The sequence below is a fragment of the Tahibacter amnicola genome (assembly GCF_025398735.1).
Classification (GTDB): domain Bacteria; phylum Pseudomonadota; class Gammaproteobacteria; order Xanthomonadales; family Rhodanobacteraceae; genus Tahibacter; species Tahibacter amnicola.
The window spans coordinates 2,239,658-2,256,349 of the sequence record NZ_CP104694.1 but is presented as its reverse complement, the minus strand read 5'-3'; the positions used below and the strand labels follow the sequence as shown (position 1 = coordinate 2,256,349).

The 16,692-nt window shown below is 65.5% G+C and carries 13 protein-coding genes; 7 read left to right on the top strand and 6 right to left on the bottom strand.

Annotation, left to right across the window (positions count from 1 at the left end; all coding sequences use genetic code 11):
• Positions 1 to 28: 28 nt before the first annotated feature.
• Positions 29 to 1,798 (bottom strand): hotdog family protein, encoded by a 1,770-nt coding sequence (locus N4264_RS09575; RefSeq protein ID WP_261696809.1) that lies wholly within the window; start codon positions 1,796 to 1,798, stop codon positions 29 to 31.
• A gap of 257 nt (positions 1,799 to 2,055) precedes the next feature.
• Here N4264_RS09575 and N4264_RS09570 point away from each other — a divergent pair, with 257 nt between their 5' ends.
• From N4264_RS09570 to N4264_RS09560, 3 genes are all read left to right on the top strand, one after another.
• Positions 2,056 to 2,622, top strand: a complete 567-nt coding sequence (locus N4264_RS09570; protein WP_261696808.1) for a 3'-5' exoribonuclease domain-containing protein — start codon at positions 2,056 to 2,058, stop codon at positions 2,620 to 2,622.
• Positions 2,623 to 2,683: 61 nt separating this feature from the next.
• The gene (locus N4264_RS09565; RefSeq protein ID WP_261696807.1) at positions 2,684 to 3,877 is read left to right on the top strand and encodes a BtaA family protein; all 1,194 of its coding nucleotides are present in this window, start codon (positions 2,684 to 2,686) and stop codon (positions 3,875 to 3,877) included.
• Complete coding sequence (locus N4264_RS09560; protein ID WP_261696806.1) at positions 3,864 to 4,589, top strand: class I SAM-dependent methyltransferase; 726 nt, start codon at positions 3,864 to 3,866, stop codon at positions 4,587 to 4,589. The genes N4264_RS09565 and N4264_RS09560 overlap by 14 nt, the downstream gene beginning before the upstream one ends.
• An 18-nt stretch (positions 4,590 to 4,607) precedes the next feature.
• Here N4264_RS09560 and egtD read toward each other — a convergent pair whose 3' ends face one another.
• From egtD to N4264_RS09545, 3 genes are all read right to left on the bottom strand, one after another.
• Positions 4,608 to 5,783, bottom strand: a complete 1,176-nt coding sequence (gene egtD / locus N4264_RS09555) for an L-histidine N(alpha)-methyltransferase (RefSeq protein ID WP_261696805.1) — start codon at positions 5,781 to 5,783, stop codon at positions 4,608 to 4,610.
• On the bottom strand, positions 5,780 to 7,093 hold the full coding sequence (gene egtB / locus N4264_RS09550; RefSeq protein WP_261696804.1) for an ergothioneine biosynthesis protein EgtB: 1,314 nt from the start codon (positions 7,091 to 7,093) through the stop codon (positions 5,780 to 5,782). The genes egtD and egtB overlap by 4 nt, the downstream gene beginning before the upstream one ends.
• A 229-nt stretch (positions 7,094 to 7,322) precedes the next feature.
• On the bottom strand, positions 7,323 to 7,748 hold the full coding sequence (locus N4264_RS09545; RefSeq protein ID WP_261696803.1) for a CBS domain-containing protein: 426 nt from the start codon (positions 7,746 to 7,748) through the stop codon (positions 7,323 to 7,325).
• Between the two features lie 459 nt (positions 7,749 to 8,207).
• Between N4264_RS09545 and N4264_RS09540 the strand changes: the two genes are divergently transcribed.
• The 4 genes from N4264_RS09540 to N4264_RS09525 all read left to right on the top strand — a co-directional run bounded on the left by N4264_RS09540 (position 8,208) and on the right by N4264_RS09525 (position 14,668).
• Positions 8,208 to 11,573: a S8 family serine peptidase gene (locus tag N4264_RS09540; RefSeq protein ID WP_261696802.1), complete on the top strand. Its 3,366-nt coding sequence runs from the start codon at positions 8,208 to 8,210 to the stop codon at positions 11,571 to 11,573.
• A gap of 395 nt (positions 11,574 to 11,968) precedes the next feature.
• Entirely contained in the window at positions 11,969 to 12,151 is a 183-nt protein-coding gene (locus tag N4264_RS09535) for a hypothetical protein (protein ID WP_261696801.1), read from the top strand.
• Between the two features lie 64 nt (positions 12,152 to 12,215).
• Positions 12,216 to 12,452 carry a hypothetical protein gene (locus tag N4264_RS09530; RefSeq protein WP_261696800.1) on the top strand — a complete coding sequence of 79 codons (237 nt, stop codon included), beginning with the start codon at positions 12,216 to 12,218 and terminating at the stop codon, positions 12,450 to 12,452.
• A 443-nt stretch (positions 12,453 to 12,895) separates the two neighbouring features.
• Entirely contained in the window at positions 12,896 to 14,668 is a 1,773-nt protein-coding gene (locus tag N4264_RS09525) for a DUF4153 domain-containing protein (protein ID WP_261696799.1), read from the top strand.
• 94 nt (positions 14,669 to 14,762) lie between these two features.
• On the opposite strand, the gene N4264_RS09520 is transcribed toward N4264_RS09525, so the two are convergent.
• The gene (locus tag N4264_RS09520; protein WP_261696798.1) at positions 14,763 to 14,969 is read right to left on the bottom strand and encodes a DUF3606 domain-containing protein; all 207 of its coding nucleotides are present in this window, start codon (positions 14,967 to 14,969) and stop codon (positions 14,763 to 14,765) included.
• Positions 14,970 to 15,270: 301 nt separating this feature from the next.
• Complete coding sequence (locus tag N4264_RS09515; protein WP_261696797.1) at positions 15,271 to 16,605, bottom strand: PAS domain S-box protein; 1,335 nt, start codon at positions 16,603 to 16,605, stop codon at positions 15,271 to 15,273.
• Positions 16,606 to 16,692: the final 87 nt, after the last annotated feature.

Genomic DNA, 16,692 nt, shown 5'->3' with positions numbered 1-16,692 from the left:
TGCCGCTGCAAGGCGGCAGCGGCGCGGGTCAGGCAAGGCTGCGCCCGGCCATGTCGTCGTCGCTGATCCAGCTGATGACGGCACGGTCGGCGTAAACGCAGCTTTTGAAGCACACGCCGTCAACCGTCCCTTCCCAGCCACCGGGAACGGCGCGCACCTTGCGGACGCCCGGCCACGGCGAAGCCGCCAGTTCGCGGTATCGCACGCAGGCCGTCTTGGCGGTCGACAGGATCGCCGAGGCGCGCAGGCGCGCCGAAGGGGGCTGCGCGTCAAGCCAGGCGGATTCGTCCGCGTCCAGTGCGACCGCATCGCGCGGACGCGGCGCCAGGTCGACCCTTCGAACGTCGATGCCGACGCGCCCCGCACTGCCGGTAACCGCGACTCCGATATCGCCGTGCACGCCCAACCCCACTGGCCGCCGCTCGCCCTCGAAGCCGGCCATCCCGAAGACGCCTCGGCCTTCGCGGACGAGCCGGATTTCCATCGGGTGCAGTTCGTCCAGTCCGTAGTGCCGCATCAACCAGTGCTTGAGAGCATCTTTGCCGGCCACCATTGCGAAAAGTCCGGCATCCCGGTCGATGTCGGCCATGCCGGCCAGTCGCGCGCGCTCATCGTCCAGCAGATAGGTTTCGCGCAACATCGTGCGTACCCATTCGGCCCGCCCGCCGAAATCGAAGACGAAAACCCGCCCCCCGACGACATCACACATGCGGTCCGCGCCCTGCGGGCGCCGGTAAACATCCAGCGTCCGTGTATCGGCAACGCAGCGCGTCGCGGTAAACCGATCCAGCCGCAACACCACGTGTTCGCCATGAACGAGTTCGGCGCTGAACACCTGCTCCGTCGCCGCCACCTCGTCGACAAAAATGCGGCATTCCAGGGTGGCCGTCCGCCGAAGCAGCGAAATCGGCGCGAAGAAGTCCATTCGGTCCAGCCGGACCGGCTGTGTACCGCTATCGAAGGGAAAGCGGAACTGTGTCCAGAGCGAAGCCAGCTGGAACACCCCTTCCAGCAGGGAGCCCTTCCCTCCGACGTGGGCAACCAGCCCCACCGCGCCGGTTTCGTCCATTCCCTCGATACTGCGCAGGCCGCGATAGCTACGCCCCTGGAATAACCAGCGCTCGCGATACAGGCGGTCGAGCGGGACCGCATCGACGATACGCTGGTCCGCCTCGATATCGAACACGAAGCGATCGCAACGTGGCGCCTCGTGTGCCGCCCCCACTTCGACAACGGCAGAGAAATAGTCCCCGATCAGAACCCGGTAGCCACCACGGCTGGGCATGGCCACGAAGACCGGCACGGTCATCGCCTCGCGCACCAGCAGCGGACGCATCGCCTCGACCTGGCGCAAGCCGGTGACGTGGGCCGCAGAGACGCCCGACAGGCTGCTCGTCACGACATCGACAGCCAGCTCGATCAGAAACCCCAGCGAGGCGCTCGCGTTGCGGTCGCGCAGTGTCGCCTCGTCCGGCGCACGGAAGCGTTCGTAGTCAAACAGTTCCGGATAGCGCTCGTGATTGATCTCCACGGCGCCGCGGAACAGCCACTGCACCGGCTCGGCGGGTGTCTCGCGCGGATGCGGACAGTCGTGCGCCTGGTAGCGACGGAAGGTCCGCAGGCTGGCGTGGAGCAGACGCCGGACCGTCGCCCGCGCGGGCGTGTCGCCGGTTACGGACAGGTTCGGCGCCCTGGCAACCGGCGCAACAGCGGGTACGCCGGCCTTCTGCGCCGGTTCGGGACTTACGGCAGCGACAACGCACCCTGCAGTCGCTGCCAATGACAGGTGATCGGTCATGCGCTACTCCTGGAAGGCTGCCATCCAGAATCGCTCGACGGACATGATTCGGCCGGAGGCGACTGCCTTTCCCTGCTGCTCCGGACCGCGTTCCATCATGTGGCATTTTGCTTTTTGCATCAATCCCTTTTATTTCATAATTCCCAACACCTGGCACGATCTAATCGGCTTGCAATACACACCTGTGATGTGTTTGGGGCGGTGTACCGAGGGCGCCGGCCTGGACAATGCCGCCCGCCGGCCGGGACAATGTCGCGATGCCTGAAATCTATGTCTCCACTGATATCGAGGCCGACGGTCCCATCCCCGGCCCCCATTCCCTGCTCAGTCTCGCCTCGGCCGCGTTTACGGCCGATGGCCGGCTCCTCGACACTTTCTCCGTCACACTCGACACCCTGCCCGATGCGACCGGTCATCCCGACACCATGGCCTGGTGGGCGACACAGCCCGACGCCTGGGAAGCGGCACGCCGGGAGACACGTCCTGCCGCTCAGGCCATGGCGAGCTATCACGCGTGGCTGCTGCAACTGCCTGGAAAACCCGTATTCGTCGGCTATCCGGCGTCCTACGATTTTCTCTTCGTATACTGGTACCTGATGCGCTTCGTCGGACACAGCCCGTTCGGTCACGCGGCGCTCGACATCAAGACGTTTGCGATGTCACTGATGCGGCGTCCGTTCCGTTCAGTCACCAAGCGCACCATGCCGCGCCGCTGGTTCGCGGGCACGCGGGCTCACACGCACGTGGCCCTGGACGATGCTATCGAGCAGGGCGAGCTGTTCTGCCACATGCTGCGCGAGCACGGCGGGCAACTCGGGACGTAACACGCGCGTCACCCGCAGCCAGTAGCGTGGGACGCAGCATCCGTCCTGTTGTCCGCCTGCCATGACCGTGCCGAGCCTGCGTGACCGTATCGATCACCGCGTGTTCAACGCGATCTATTCGCGCAACCTGGTCTACAACACGTGCTGGGAAGATCCGGCAGTCGACCGGCGCGCACTGGCGCTGGGCCCTACCGACACCCTGCTCGTGATCACCAGCGCCGGCTGCAACGCGCTGGACTACGCGCTGGACAACCCACGCCGCATCTTTGCCGTGGACGCCAACCCTCGGCAAACGGCGCTGCTGGACCTGAAGATCGCCGCCATCCGGCAGCTGGGCTTTGACGACTTCTTTCGCCTGTTCGGCGAAGGCTGTCATCCGCACTTCAAGGCGATCTATTTCGACACGCTGCGCGCAGAACTGCAGGGCTTCTCACGCCAGTGGTGGGACCGCCGGTGGCACTGGTTCGCGGGTCGACGCACCACGTTCTATTTCCACGGCCTCTCGGGCATCGTCGCGCGCGCGTGCCGGGCCTATTTTCACGCGCGACCTGCGCTGCGCCGCGGTCTTGCGGCACTTTTCGAGGCACGCGACATCGCCGAGCAACGCGACATCTACGACGAGCGCGTGGCTCCCTTGATGTGGAACCGGCACGTGAACTGGGCGCTGTCGCGCCAGTTAGTCATGAGTTTCCTGGGCGTGCCCTACCCGCAGCGGAAACTCGTGGAAACCCAGCACGCCGGTGGCATCGCCGGCTTCGTGCGCGAAGCGGTGCAATACGTATTCCGGCAGCTGCCGGTCGCCGACAACTACTTCTGGCGCGTGTACGTCACCGGCCAGTATCGTCGTGACTGCTGCCCCGAATATCTCAAGCCACAGGGGTTCGAACAGCTCAAACAGCACGGCATCGACCGCATCCAGACGCACACGACCACCGTTACCCGGTTCCTGCAGCGCTGCGAGGAGCCTATCAGCCGCTTCGTCCTGCTCGACCACATGGACTGGATGAGCAGCTACTACCCCGAAGCACTGGTGGAAGAATGGGAGGCCATCGTGCATCGAGCCACGCCCCGGGCGCGCATCCTGCTGCGCAGCGCGCAGGCCAGGCCAGCCTACCTCGACGCCATCCGCGTGGGCGAACACGCTGCGCCGCTGCGTGAACAGCTGCATTTCCGTGATGCCCTGGCGAGCCAGCTGCACGCGGCCGATCGCGTCCATACCTATGCCGGGTTCGTGATCGCCGATGTCCCGGCTTGAGTCGCTGAGGGGCGAATGGCGCGTGTTGCGTCAACTGGCGCGTGGCATGCCTGATGGTGCCTCGCAGGCGCAGCGGCTGGAGGCCTTCTATGGCCCGCAGGCGGAACGGTACGACCGGTTTCGCGAGCGATTACTGCACGGCCGCTCGGCGCTGATTGAAAGCCTTGCGGTGCCTTCCGGTGCACATGTCGTCGAACTGGGTGGAGGCACGGGGCGCAATCTTGAATTCTTCGGACCACGCATTCGCGCGTTTCGCCAGGTCGACGTGGTCGACCTCTGCCCCTCCCTGGTCGCCAAGGCGCGGCACCGGCTCACCGGTATTCCGACCGCACGCGTACACCTGGCCGACGCGACCACGTGGCAGCCGGATGCCCCGGTCGACGCGGTGTACTTCTCCTACGCATTGAGCATGATTCCGAACGCGACAGCCGCGCTCGACAACGCGCTGGCGATGCTGCGTCCCGGTGGCCTGCTGGGTGTCGTGGACTTCCACGTTCCGGCGCACTCCGGCCGGCGTCGCTGGCTTGCACGGCATTTCTGGCGTCCGTGGTTCAGGCACGACGGCGTGCGCCTGGACGACACGCTGCTGCCGCAACTGCAGACACGCCTGTGCGAGCCAGTCACGCACGACCTGGATGCGACCGTCCCGTACATTCCGTTGCTGCGCGTGCCCTATTTTCGCTGTGTCGGCCGGAAGCGACGGCACGACTGATGGGTTGGCACGGCGGTGTCAGTGCTGGCGCGGCTTTGCCGGGACGAAGGGCGAAATGGGATCGCTGGCCGGAAACGTCTCCTCCAGCGCTTCGTCGACGTTTTCATCGGCGGCCTTCTTGCGCTGCGCCTTTTCCTTCTTGCCCTCGTTCTTGACGCAGGGAAGCCCGTCCGGCGACAGGTCTTTGGCATCGTGGATCGACATGGGAATCTCCTCGGCGTTCGCGAGCGGGTGTGGTTCGAGCAGCACCACGGCAAACCAGGCACGACGATCCGTCCAGACGTGGGTTACGCCCAGGCCCGCGGCGGCGGCCATCCCGGCAAACTCGGATACGGTGTATTTGCAGCTGATCTCCACGGCCATGGCTTCGTCGGCCGCAAAGGCGAAGGGGCGTCCGGCCACGCTGACGCGCTGGGCGCACCGGCTCACGATGAAGGTTTCGACCCGGCCGCGCATCACGTTGTAGCGCGCCCGATGGTGGAATTGTTGCAGGTCGAAATCGGCGTCGAGCTCACGATTGAGCCGCGCAAGCAGGTTCAGGGTGAAAGCCGCCGTCACGCCGGCGCCGTCGTTGTAGGCGGCTTCGATGAGCAGCGGATCCTTCTTCAGATCGATGCCCACCAGCGCCCGACCGTTCGGCCCCATCAGCTGGCGCATCCGGATCAGGAGATCCACCGCCTCGCGCCGGTTGAAATTCCCCAGCGTCGAACCCGGAAAATACACCACCGGGCGACGCACCGGCCCGTGCGGTCGCGGCAGCAGCAGGGGCTCGGTGAAGTCGGCATTCAATGCGACCACCTCCAGCGCAGGATAGGCCTGGCGCAGTTGCGCCACGGAATCCCGCAGCGCCGTGCGGGAGATCTCGATCGGCACGTACGCCGCGGGGCGCTCAAGGTGATCGAGCAGCAGGCGCGTCTTCTCGCCACTGCCGCTGCCGTATTCCACCAGCATGACCTGCGGGCCAAGCATTTTCGCCATGGCCGCCACGTGTTCGCGCATCAGCGCCAGTTCCGTGCGGGTCACGTAATACTCGTCCTGCTCGCAGATCCGCTCGAACAGCGCAGAACCCGCCTCGTCGTAGAACCATTTCGACGACAGCTTGCGTGGCCTGGCTGCAAGCCCCCGCCATATCTCGTCACGCATCGCCAGATAACGCACATCATCCTGATGAAGCCCACTGGCCGGTACGCTCATCCGTCTACTCCCAGTCGTATTCCCATGAACTGCCAGCGATCCGCCGGATAAAAGAAGTTGCGATAGGTCGAGCGAATGTGGCTCTCCGGCGAGGCGCAGGAACCGCCGCGCAGCACGTACTGGCCGCACATGAACTTGCCGTTGTATTCACCGACTGCGCCGACAGCAGGCCGGAAACGCGGATAAGCCGAGTAGGCGCTGGACGTCCATTCCCACACGTCGCCGAACATCTGCCGCACCCCGACGTCGCGGATTGCCGCCGTGGGGTGGAAAACGCCGCTTTCGCGCCAGTGACCGGACGCGATGTCGCCCGGGTCCGCATCCGACTCCCATTCCTGTTCGGTCAGCAGGCGCGCGCCCGCCCAACGCGCGAAGGCGTCCGCCTCGTAGTAGCTGACGTGACACACTGGCGCGTGCGGATCGATCGACACGCGGCCGTGCAGCGTGAATTCCGTATCCAGCTCCGACGACCAGTACAGCGGCCGGTCCCAGCCCGCGCGCCGAACTTCCGCCCAGCCATCGGAGAGCCACAGTTCGGGCCGGCGGTAACCGCCATCCAGGATGAAGGTGCGGTACTCGGCGTTGGTGACGGGACGGTTGGCAATGCGGTGTCGCGCGACCATTGCCGGATGCCGCGGTTGCTCATTGTCGAAGGCAAAGCCCGGCCCCTCGTGACCGATATCGATCGGCCCGCTGGTTCCCGGCAGGAAACGCAGGCGCAACCCGTTCGACAAGGACGCCGGCGCAGGCGCGCCCGACGACGGCGGAAAGCGGAACACCGGCTCCAGGGGACTCTGCGCGAACAGGTGTTTGAGGTCGGTCAGCAGCAGCTCCTGGTGTTGTTGCTCGTGCTGGATGCCCAGCTCGACGTGGCTGGCACGCTCGGGCTCCAGATCACGATCCAGTAGCGCCAGGACAAGGTCGTCGACGCGCGCACGGTAGGCCAGTACCTCCGCCAGGCTCGGTCGCGTCAGCAGCCCGCGTCGGTCGCGCGCGAAGGGACGACCGACCTGCTCGTAATAGGAGTTGAAGAGCCGTGCCCAGTCATCTGCGGAAACCCGAACCCCGAGTACGAACTGCTCAAAGAACCAGGTGGTATGCGCCAGGTGCCATTTGGTGGGGCTGGTCTGGGGCATGGATTGGGCCGACATGTCCTCGGCACTGAGGCCGTCGCACAGGTCCAGCGTCGCGCGCCGTTGCCGGGCGTATCGCTCGGCCAGCGAAAGCGGGCCGCTCGACGCCTCCCCGTGTGGCGGAATCAGCGTGCGGCCGACCCCCTCTTCCATCACCACCGCATCCCATCCACCCACGACCGACCTCCGCTTGCTTCTGTTGGGACAGCTCAACATTCATGCCAGGGCAACGCGGCCGCATTGGCACGCCTGCGCTCGTGCGGGTCGGTCGTCCCGCACGACCGACCCAGGCCCGGCAGGCAATTCGCATGGCACGCTAAGCCGCAATTGCACCGCCGGGAACATTCGGTACTGCTCGCCGCGCGGGCGGGAGTGTCCTGCCGCACCCGCGCGGGATCTCCCAGCCTTAATGCGGGACGGACACCCGGCTGGTGACCTCGGACTTGAGCGAACGGGCCTTGGTCCGCTCCAGGTCAGCCAGCGCCACAATGCCGCAGATGCATCCCTTGTCGTCGACGATGGGGATGCGCCGGATCTGGTGTTCGGCCATCAGGTGCGCGCAATCTTCGACGGTCGCGTCAGCACTCAGGGTCACCGCCGGCGCTGTCATGCATTCGCCCGCCGCGGTCAGCACCGGATTCTGGCCGTGCGCCACCAGACGGATGACGATGTCGCGGTCAGTCACGACACCGACGGGCTTCTTCGACTCCAGGTCCGCCACCACCGGAATCTCGCCGCAGTCGCAGTCCAGCATCATCCGGGCGACATCACGCAGCGGCGTCTGCGGTGTGCAGACCTTCGGGTTGGCAGTCATGATCGAGCGGATTTCCATCGATGTTCTCCATGTCATGCGCAACGCGCAGGGAAGCGAGTCCTGCAACCCTCATACCGTGCGGCACGTGATGGAAAAGTGGTCGGAAACTCTTGAATGAGTGGTCCAGCGTGCTTTCGCCCGATCCCACCGTCCAGCCGGCCGCTTGGTGTCGGCACCGTCCTTGCTTTCCGCCCGCGCTCATTCGCCAAGCACCGGAAAAGCCCGGTTATTTGCGGCTTCGCCACGTTTCACAGCACCCGGAACGTACATCCGCCATACGGCGGAGATCGTGGAACCGGCGTCGCATTCTGCCTGCCGCTTCTACACATTCGGCAGCATCGATCATTTTCTCCACCATTGACCTTTTCGCTGTTTTTTGCATGATCGATGTTTCCACGTGTTGTCTTGCAAGGTTTCGGGCCGCTTCACCCGCCGCCGGAGCGATTCCGTGCGGTCACATACCATAAGAGGTCACACATGTTGAGAAATCGTCGTACCGCTCTGGCGCTGGCCGTCGCTGCGCTGATCTCACCGGCTGCCTTCGCCGCCGACTATGCTGCACTGCCGCGCGAACGTGTCGCCGACGCCGTGAGCCGTGGCGCCACCATCGTGCACGACTACGGCAGCTTCGCCTGGGTCGTGAACAGTGGACAGGGTGCCAGCGCCGCCGAGACGTTTTCGCTGGACCTGGGCGGCCGTCTCTTTGATCCGCTGACCGACAGCCAGGCCAACACCCGCAGCTACGAAAAGGGTAAAGCGCTGCGGCTGGTGCAGTTCACCGGCCCGACGCGCCAGGAGTGGCTCCAGTCGCTCGCGGCGCAGGGCCTCACGCCGGTGCAGTACATCGCCCCCTTCAGCTACGTCGTCTGGGCCGACGACGGCGCGCTGGCCGAAGCCCGCCGCAACAGCGCCGTGCGCTGGGCCGGCGACTTCCTGCCGAACTACAAGACGGCGAACGTCGAGGACGGCCGCCGCCGCAACGAAATGGCCTGGCGCGCGATGGTCTACCGTGGCGCCCATCTGGGCGACGATGCGCTGCGCGCGACCGGCGTCCTCGTCGGCAAGCGCGCAACGATCGACAAACAGTTCGACATCGTGGAGCTTCAGGGCACCGCCGCTGCTATCGATCTGGTGGCCCAGCTGCCCGCGGTGTATGCCATCGACCCCGTGCCGCGTGACGGCGGACTGCGTGGCGAGCTCGCCAACCAGATCACCGCCAACAATCTCAATCCCAGCAACCTGCCCGTTCCGGGCTATGTCGCGTGGCTGTCCAGTGTTGGCGTCAACGGCAACGGCGTAACGATCGCCAATGTCGACGGCGGCATCTTCGACACGCACCCGGACCTGGTCGCCCGCATGCTGCCCTGCACGGGCGACACCTGCGGCGGCAGCGACACCGATGCGCACGGAACGCATACCGCGGCCATCATGGCTGGCGACGGCTCGTCGGGCGTCAACGACGCGGCCGGGTTCCGCCGTGGACTGGGCGCCGCGCCGGGCGCCAAGCTGGTGGAACAGGTCTACGACCCGCACTTCACCCAACCGGGCGGCATGCTCAAGCTGATGCGCCAGTCGCACGACAACAATGCGCAGTTGTCCGGCAACAGCTGGGGCCCCGCAGGCACGCCGCGCGGCTACGATGCCGATACACGCCAGGTCGACGTCGGCACGCGTGACACCAAGCCGGATGTCACCGGCGACCAGCCACTCATCTTCGTGTTGTCCTTCATGAACGGCGGCGGCGGCACCAGCACGCAGGGCACGCCGGACGAAGCCAAGAACACGATCACGATCGGTTCGACCAAGGCGCAGTCGTCCAACGGCGCCGTCATCCCGCAGTTTGACGATGTCTCGGACAACAGCGGCCATGGACCGGCGCTGGACGGGCGCCGCATTCCGCTGCTGGTGACGCCGGGCTGTTCCGTCGATTCGGCCAACAGCGCCACCGGCTACGGAACGATGTGCGGCACCAGCATGGCCTCGCCGCAGGTCAGTGGTGTCGTTGCGCTGTTCATCGAGAAGTACCGCGCCGCCAACAGCGGAGCCACGCCGAGCAGCGCGTTGATCAAGGCTGCACTCGTCGCCGCTTCCAATGATCTGTTCGGCAAGAACGACGCCGACGGCAACCCGCTGGGGCACCGCCCCGACAGCAAGCAGGGCTGGGGCCGGCTGCGCGCCGACCGCCTGCTTGCGGGCGGCGTGCCGGTCCTCTACTACGACCAGGACACGCGCACCTTCGACGCGACCGGGGAAACCTGGACCACTTCGGTATCGCCGGCTGATCCGACCAAGCCGATGCAGATCGTCCTGGCCTACACCGACGCACCGGGCCACGGCCTGGGCGGCACCACCGCCGCCTGGAACAACGACCTCGACCTGGAAGCGGTGTCCGGCAGCACGACCTACCGTGGCAACGTGTTTGGCTCGACCGGGTTCAGCACCTCCGGTGGCGCCGCCGACAACAAGAACAACGTGGAATCCATCGTGTTCGACCCGGCTGCGCTGGCGTCGATCAGCACGCTGATGCTGAAGGTGGCGGCCGCCAACATCACCTCTGACGCACTGCCCAATGCCGGCGATGCCACCGACCAGGACTTCGCCCTGGTCTGCGTGAACTGCCAGTCACGGCCGGACTACTCGGTCATTGCCAGCAGCACGGCGGAATCGGTGTGCACCACCAACGCCACCACGGCCAGCTACGGCGTGAACGTGGGCTCGCTGATGGGCTATACGGATCCGGTGAACTTCACCCTGGCCAACCTGCCGGCGGGTGCCAGCGGCACGGTGACTCCGGCCGCGGTCACACCGCCCGGAAGCACCTCGGTCGGCCTCACCCAGCTGGGCAGCGTGGCACCCGGCAGCTACACGTTCCAGCTGCAGTCGGCCTCCACTTCCGGCAACAAGAGCCAGGACCTGCGCCTGACCACGGCCAATGCGACACCCGCCGCCGCCGCCCTCACCGCCCCGGCGGCCAATGCCACCAACGTCGCCGTCCGTCCGACCTTCACCTGGGCTGCCTCCGCCCAGGCGGCGGAGTACGTGCTGGAAGTGGCGACCGACGCCGCCTTCAGCAACATCGTATTCACCACGACCACGAGCAACACCACCGCCACGCCCAACACGGATCTGGCCACCAACACGACCCACTACTGGCGTGTGCGACCGAGCAACATCTGCGGCACGGGTGACAATTCCACGGTGAACCAGTTCAGCACGCTCGCGGCGCCGGGTGACTGCGGCATGGGCACGACGGCCCGCACGGTGTTCACGGACGATGTCGAAGGCGGCACCAACGGCTGGACGGCCACCGCCGGCAGCGGCTCGGCCAACTGGGCGATCAGCAATGCACGCCCCTACGGCGGTAGCGGCAACGCCTGGCTCGCGCAGGATCCGGAAGTCGTTTCCGACCAGCGCCTGACCTCCACCACCATCGCCCTGCCCGCGGGTGAAAACCCGGTCACGCTGCAGTTCCAGAGCGACCAGACGCTGGAATCGCGCAGCGGCGGCTGCTGGGACGGCGGCTTCATCGAAGTATCCACCGACGGCACCACGTTCACCGCCGTGCCGGGCTCCGCAATGCTGACCGATCCGCTCAACGGACCGCTGGGCAACGGCAACCCGGCCGCGCCCAGCCCGGCCTGGTGCGGTGACCCGCAGGCTTACCTCAAGTCCGTCGTGGACCTGAGCGCCTACGCGGGCCAGTCGGTGAAGATCCGCTTCCGCATGACCAGCGACACCAGCGTCGGCCGCATGCCGCACGGCTGGTATGTGGACAACATCAAGGTGCAGAGCTGCCAGGCGGCGCAGGTCGACGCGATCTTCGACGACGGGTTTGAACCGTAAGACATCGCGTCACGGAAGCGGGATCGTTGTCCCGCTTCCGGTTTTTCCTCCGACGGAGCGGCCACGGCCGCTCCGTTTTGCTTTTGGGGACGTAGCACGCGCCGCACCGGCGACCGGGTCAGTCTTGACCCACCGGCCGCCGCTTCTGATGCAGGCGCGCGCCGCCTGTCAAGGCCTCGTCGAAAAATCAGAATTTTCCGAGGTCACGACGCGGCATTTTCCGGATTCGCGACGGCACCCGGGCGTGCACACTGTCCTGGCGACGTAAGGCCCAGGGCATCGTGGCGGGCACAGGGAAGCCCGTAACACTGATGGGACGAACAAAGTCCCGGCCGAACGGCGCTTTACGGGAGCGGGGCGCTCGAGCGGCGCCTCGCCTCCCCCTGGAGAACTGAATGCGAACCGAAGCACGCAAGACCCTCTCGACCATCCATACCATCCAGCGGCTGGAAGACTACGTGCGCTGTGCGCGTGCCGAACTGGCCAGTTGCCCGGAAGATGAACTGCTGCGCGAGTTCATACGGATCAACGAACGACTCATTCTGGAAGAAAAGCGGCGATTGCTGGATGTCGCTTAACATAGCGACTGCCGTCCTTCCCCTGGGACGGTTCGAGCAGGCTCGACAACTCGCGGAGGCACCTATGTCGTACCAGAAGATCGAGTGGACCCAGGCACCGGCCTGGGCAAATTACTGGCAGGTTTCGCCCACCGGCACACAGGCCTATTGGCTGCGCGACAAGCCGGTTCAGGACGTCATCCTCGATGGCGGTTCCTTCGCCTCGATGGAAGGCGTGAGCGAAGCTGACCTGTTCGGCTACAAGGGTACGTGGCAGGACAGCCTGACCGCACGGCCAACCTTGAGTTTACGCAGTACCTGAGCGAACCCGGACCGCAGCGATCGCGCGTCGCTGCGGCCGCCTCTTTCCCGCGCTGCTGGTCACGGCCGGCGCGCATGCAATACCCACTCGCTACGCAATCAGTAGCTGAGTCACCCCTTGCCCGTCGTCCGGTCCGTGGCCGAGACCGGCGATTCGGCAAAGCCCGATGACCGGGCGCGTTATGGGCCTGGAGTCTGTCAGGGTTCTTGGATCATCAACGGCACAACCGAGGCAGTGCGGATCCAGGCGCGGACCGCCGCGCCGCAGGTTCGCCGTCATCCGAAAACCGTGACAGGCTCCAGCTACCCGCCATACGCCGGCCGCGACGCGTCCGGCGTATTTTTTTCTGTCAGATCAGGATCGGCGGATTGCCCGCGGCCTGCCCTGCATTCCGGCGGACTGAACGGCAATAATCCCGGCGACTATCACCGTGAGGACGCCCCGTGACACCTGCCGACTCCCTGCCGCGCCCCGAGCGCGCGTTCATCGTCCTCACCGCCCTGCTGCAGGGCCTGCTGCTGTACCTGGCCGAAACCGGCACGAAACAGGGATGGTGGCCGTTCGCCGAACTGGGCGGCCGGGTGTGCTGGTATACCCTGGTGCTGTGCGTCCCGGTCACGATGACGCTGTCGGTCCGCGACCTGCGCCAGCGCATCTTCTGGACACAGACGGCACTGGTGTTCCTCGTCTATCTGCTGCTCGCGGTAGGCGCCGCCTGGAGCGCCACCGGCGCACCCCATATTGACAGCGGCAATGTGCTGGGTCCGTTCGGCTTCAGCATCGCGGTGGCGCTGTTCATCGCTTTGCCCTATCTGCAGGCACGGTTGAAGGCCGGACGCTGGTGCGCGCCCTATGCCGAACTGTTCGAGTCGGCCTGGCAAAACGGCCTCACCGTCATCCTGACAGGGCTTTTCGTCGGAATCTGCTGGGGCGTGCTGTTCCTGTGGGCCCAGTTGTTCGAGCTGATCAAGATCCACTTCTTCGAAGACCTGTTCAGGGAAAAGCCCTTCGTCTATCTGGCCACCGGCTCGATGGTCGGACTGGGCATCCTGATCAGCCGCACCCAGGCCAAGGCGGTGCATGTGGCGCGGCAGATCCTGTTTGCCGTCTTCAAGGGACTCCTGCCCCTGGTGGCAGCCATTGCAGTGCTCTTTATCGTCACCCTGCCCCTCACAGGACTGGAGGTCCTGTGGGCAACGCGCTCGGCCACGGCCATCCTGCTGACACTGGTGGTGGTCGTCATCCTTTTCACCAACGCGGTGTACCAGGACGGCGGCACCGGGCGACCTTACCCGAAGGTCGTCCGCCGCGTGGTCGAGGCAGGCCTGGCGACGCTGCCGGTCTATGCGATGCTCGCCATTTACGCATTGACACTGCGCATCGGCCAGTATGGCTTTTCCCAGGACCGCGTCTGGGGATTGATCAGTGCCATCGTATTGACGGGCTATTCCGCTGGCTATGCCTACAGCGTATTCCGCCAGCGCGAATCCTGGCTCTCGCCGCTGCGGCAGACCAATATCGTCCTTTCACTGGTGGTCATCGGACTGGTGCTGTTGACCAACTCGCCGGTGCTGGACCCGCACCGTATCGCGGTCGCTGACCAGGTCGCACGTTTTGTCGACGGACGCACGGAAGCCGGCGCGCTGGACTTGCCCCACCTGCGATTCGCCAGCGGTCGGCGGGGATACATGGCGCTGGAGCAACTGTTGGCGAACGAGAAGGTCACGGCAGACACGGAGCTAAAGCTCAATGTGGATAAATCCCTAAAATCCACCAGTCGCCACGACTACGGACACGGCTACGCCAGCGAGCAGGAACGCAAAGCGGCAGTAAAGACTGCGGCCGAGGCGCGCGCATTCCTGCATGTGGCGCCCGGCACGGAAGTGCCGGGCGACTGGCTCGACCAGGTGGTTGCCGGCAGCCAAATGCCCGAATGCCTGCATCCGGCCAGCGATTGCGTCGTCCTGCAACGTGACCTGGACGGCGACGCGACGGCGGAAATCCTGATGTGCGACCTGAGCGGAAATTACGGCGAACACTGCGAACTGTGGACACGCGCACAAGCCCGATGGGTGCCGTCCGGATCCTTCAACTGGTACGGCTCCGGCAACTCGCTCGATCGGCGCAAAGCGCTACGCAAGGGAGAGCTGAAACCCGAGCGCCGGCGGTGGCCCGACTTGAACCTCTCCGGCGAACGCGCTCAGATCAGTCAGTAAGGCAGCCGCCGCAGAGGGGGGCCATTCGCGTCACGGACGCGCAAGCGCCCGCCGCCGCACTGAGGGCGGCGGCGGGCGGTGACTTACAGGTGCGTTACTGGGGTCGTGTCGACAGCGGTACCGGCCCTTGCGACAGGTAGGCCTTCAACACGCGTTTCACGGTACCGACTTCGGCGGCGGCACTCAGCAGTTCTTCCGTGGATACCCGCCAACGGGTAGCCCAATAGCTCAGTTCCCACGGAGCGGTGAGGTCGATCCTCTCGCTGGAAGTGGCTTCGGACCGCTCAATAGCAGTAGACATAATTACCTCGCGATCAAGAGCGGACTACCGGCGTCCGCTGAGCGCCCCCCTGAGTACGACGATTGTTGCGCGTTCAAATGACGCACGTGTTAAGAAATCGCGCAGAAACCGCCGTGTTTCCTGGCAAGGCGCCTGAGGGGCGAGCTGCTGCCGATTGATATTTATGGATTTTTTTCGTGCACCACCGGCACGCCGCAGTCTGCACCGGGCGGCGTCGTACCACCGATTTCCGCGGGGCACGGTCCGCAAGTGCGAGAACCACACGGGCGAGCCGCCATGGTGCTGCGGCGCAGCACGCTTCTTAGTCCGGGTCTGGATAATGCCGCGCCAGGCAGTCGGGACACATGGCATGCGAGAACTGCGCCTCCGAATGCTTCTCGACGTAACACTCCAGCTTCTCCCACGCCCCGTCTTCGCGACGGATCCGGTTGCACCAGGCGCAGACCGACAACAGGCCCTTGAGGGTGTCGATGAACTGGCGCGTCCGCGCACGCTCCTCTTCCGCGCGTTTGCGCTCGGTCATGTCACGCGCCACGGCGTAGAGCAACTGGTCCTCGTCGGACCATTGCGCCGACCACATCACCGGCACCACCCGCCCATCCTTGCCGATGTAGCGATTCTCGAAGTCGAAGATGGGCTGCCCGCCGACGATGTTGCCAGCGACCGCCGCCGTCGCTTCGCGATCGTCCGGATGCACGAACTCCAGGTACTGGCGCCCCTGCAACTCTTCCGGCGCGTAGCCCCACATCGTCTCGCAGGCCGCGCTGACCATCGTGAAGCGCCCGTCCTTGTCGGCCGTGCAGATGACGTCAAGCGAGTGCTGCAGGATCCGGCTGCGGAAATGCGCCAGCGCCTCCCGCTCGGCCTCGGCAGTCTTGCGGGCGCTGATATCGCGGAGAATGCCGGTGAAGAAAACGCCACCGGACGCCTGCCAGGTCGACAGCGTCAATTCCATCGGAAACAGGGAACCGTCCTTGCGCCGGGCCAGGTATTCCTTGGTCATCCCCGCGGTCGGCGAACTGCCGCTGGCGGCGTACTGCACCAGTCCCTTGCGATAGGAGTCGCGGTATTGCTCGGGCACCAGGATTTCCAGTGACTGCCCCAGCCCCTCATCGGCCTGGTAACCGAACATCCGGTAAGCCGCAGGATTCCAGTAGAGGATACGCCCGCCTTCGCCGATGGTGATGATGCCATCGGCCGTCGTGTCTGCGACGGCACGGAAACGTTCCTCGGATAGCCGCAGCGCCTGCTCCGAGGTCCGGCGCTGCTGAATTTCTTCCTCCATGGCGCGCAGCCGGTCGGCGCTGAGCTTCCTGAGAAACCCGACCAGTGCCGCCGCGCCTGGCACCGCGAAGGCCAGGATCGACAGGCGTATGGCATCGTCCCGGGTATAGGCAAAATCACCGCCCGGAACCTGCCAGACCAGCGCTGCGTAGGCCAGGATCATCAGCGCGGACCCCAGGCCGCCATCGAGCCCCCATAGGTAACCGGCCGCGATGGCACCGATCATGAGGGCCGATGGCAGGTGAGGCAGGTCCAGCAGCCGGACTGTCCCTTCGAACAGAGCGATGACCAGCAGCGTGGCGACCAGAGCGGTGAGGATCCGCCGATACCGGGGTACAACGGCTGTGGGCATCGCTCCGACCTCCTGGCAGACGGGACAGCAGCACACAATGGGAAATTGGAATCTTGTGCGGTGAAAGATACTCCCGGCCGGCGCGTC

Bases quoted from the DNA above. Each gene is read 5' to 3' on its own strand.
- N4264_RS09560 (WP_261696806.1), top strand. From the start codon at position 3,864: ATGTCCCGGCTTGAGTCGCTGAGGGGCGAATGGCGCGTGTTGCGTCAA.
- N4264_RS09515 (WP_261696797.1), bottom strand. From the start codon at position 16,605: ATGCCCACAGCCGTTGTACCCCGGTATCGGCGGATCCTCACCGCTCTG.
- N4264_RS09540 (WP_261696802.1), top strand. From the start codon at position 8,208: ATGTTGAGAAATCGTCGTACCGCTCTGGCGCTGGCCGTCGCTGCGCTG.
- N4264_RS09570 (WP_261696808.1), top strand. From the start codon at position 2,056: ATGCCTGAAATCTATGTCTCCACTGATATCGAGGCCGACGGTCCCATC.
- N4264_RS09530 (WP_261696800.1), top strand. From the start codon at position 12,216: ATGTCGTACCAGAAGATCGAGTGGACCCAGGCACCGGCCTGGGCAAAT.
- N4264_RS09565 (WP_261696807.1), top strand. From the start codon at position 2,684: ATGACCGTGCCGAGCCTGCGTGACCGTATCGATCACCGCGTGTTCAAC.
- N4264_RS09575 (WP_261696809.1), bottom strand. From the start codon at position 1,798: ATGACCGATCACCTGTCATTGGCAGCGACTGCAGGGTGCGTTGTCGCT.
- egtD (WP_261696805.1), bottom strand. From the start codon at position 5,783: ATGAGCGTACCGGCCAGTGGGCTTCATCAGGATGATGTGCGTTATCTG.
- N4264_RS09545 (WP_261696803.1), bottom strand. From the start codon at position 7,748: ATGGAAATCCGCTCGATCATGACTGCCAACCCGAAGGTCTGCACACCG.
- N4264_RS09520 (WP_261696798.1), bottom strand. From the start codon at position 14,969: ATGTCTACTGCTATTGAGCGGTCCGAAGCCACTTCCAGCGAGAGGATC.
- N4264_RS09535 (WP_261696801.1), top strand. From the start codon at position 11,969: ATGCGAACCGAAGCACGCAAGACCCTCTCGACCATCCATACCATCCAG.